At 75.0% G+C, this 1,495-nt stretch carries 1 protein-coding gene and 1 pseudogene; both read left to right on the forward strand.

Features of this window, described 5'->3' with window-relative positions:
- Nucleotides 1–368 (forward strand): annotated as a pseudogene (locus F3J10_RS35570) (cytochrome c); the annotation flags it as partial.
- Nucleotides 369–451: 83 nt separating this feature from the next.
- Nucleotides 452–1,432, forward strand: coding sequence for an ABC transporter substrate-binding protein (locus F3J10_RS35575; RefSeq protein WP_167234753.1), 981 nt, complete (start codon nt 452–454; stop codon nt 1,430–1,432).
- Nucleotides 1,433–1,495: the final 63 nt, after the last annotated feature.

Consider the following 1,495-nt stretch of genomic DNA (forward strand, 5'->3'; position numbering starts at 1 on the left):
TGGACGCGCGCTGGCAGACCCTGCTGCTCACCCGCGACGGCCAGCCGCCCGCGCCGTCGCGCGACGGCGCGCATGGCCCGCGCGCGAGCTGCACGGCCATCGCGCCGGACGCCTGGCGGATCTTCGCGACGATCGCGAACCGCGCCCCCGATGCCTTCGCCGGCACCGAGCTGATCGCCGATCGCGGCGGCTGGCTGCGTGCGGTGGCCGCGCCCGGCACGCGCTGGTCCGACGCGAACCTGATGTGCGGTGCGACCGGCACGACGGCCGCGCGCGAAAGCCGGACCTCGGCCGGCGGCATCGACGCGCTGCTGGCGCGGATCGACGCCGAGCCGGTGGCCGACATCGAGGGCGGTTACACGCACTGAGCGCACTGAGCCTCCGGCGCAGCCCCGAACCCCGTCACGCCGGCACGAATACTCCCCTCCCACCTCCAAGGACCCAACACGCCATGAACCCGCCCCGCTCCACCAGCCGACGACGCTTCCTGCAATCGGGCGCCGCCGGTACCGGCCTCGCCCTGCTGCCCGCGCTCGGCGCGACGGCCTTCGCGCAATCCGGCCCGCGCCCGGTGCTGAAGGCCGGCGACCAGAAAGGCGGCCTGCGCGCGCTGCTGGAGGCCGCCAATGCCCTCGGCGGCCTGCCCTACGATATTCAGTGGACCGAATTTCCGGCCGCGGCGCCGCTGGCCGAGGCACTCAACGCGGCCGCCGTCGATTGCGGCCCGATCGGCGATGCGCCGCTGATCTTCGCGCTGTCCTCGGGCGCGCGCGTCAAGGCGATCGCGGCAAACCGCTCGGACGCCTACGGCACCGCGGTGATGGTGCGGCCCGACGCGGCCATGCGCGGCGCCGCCGACCTGAAGGGCAAGCGCGTGGGCACCACGCGCGGCTCGATCGGCCACTACGTGACGCTCAAGGCGCTCGACGCGGCGGGGCTGCCGCCCAGCGCGGTGGACTTCCGCTTCCTGCCGCCGGCCGACACCATGCTCGCGCTGGCGACCGGCTCGATCGACGCCTGGGCGACCTGGGAGCCCTACACGGCGCTGGCCGAGACCAGCGGGCGCGCGCGCGTGCTGGTCAACGGGCGCGGCCTGTCCTCGGGGCTCAGCTACATCGCCGCCACCGATACGGCGATCGACGGCAAGCGCGCGGTGCTGCAGGACTTCGTGCGGCGCGTGGCAGGCGCGCAGCGCTGGTCCTATCGCCACGTCGACGCGTTCTCGGCCACCCTGGCGCGCATCATCGGCATCCCCGAGGCGGCCGCCAGGCTGCAGTTCGAGCGGCGCGCCACCCAGTGGCTGCCGATCGACGCGCCGCTGGTGGCCGAGCAGCAAGCCACCGCCGACTTCTATCGCAAGGTCGGCATGCTGCGCCAGCCGCTCGACGTCGGCCCGACCTTCGACCGCGGTTTCCCGCTCGGCTCGGCCTGAGCGGGCGTGGCGCGAGCAAGGCCTGGCGCTCGGGCGCCCGCCGCCGCGTGCGGGCGGCCATGC

The sequence above is a fragment of the Burkholderia sp. Cy-637 genome (assembly GCF_011753175.1).
Classification (GTDB): domain Bacteria; phylum Pseudomonadota; class Gammaproteobacteria; order Burkholderiales; family Burkholderiaceae; genus Burkholderia; species Burkholderia gladioli.

What these genes read in the sequence shown, in the direction of transcription:
- F3J10_RS35575 (WP_167234753.1), top strand. Translation starts at nt 452, where the DNA reads ATGAACCCGCCCCGCTCCACCAGCCGACGACGCTTCCTGCAATCGGGC.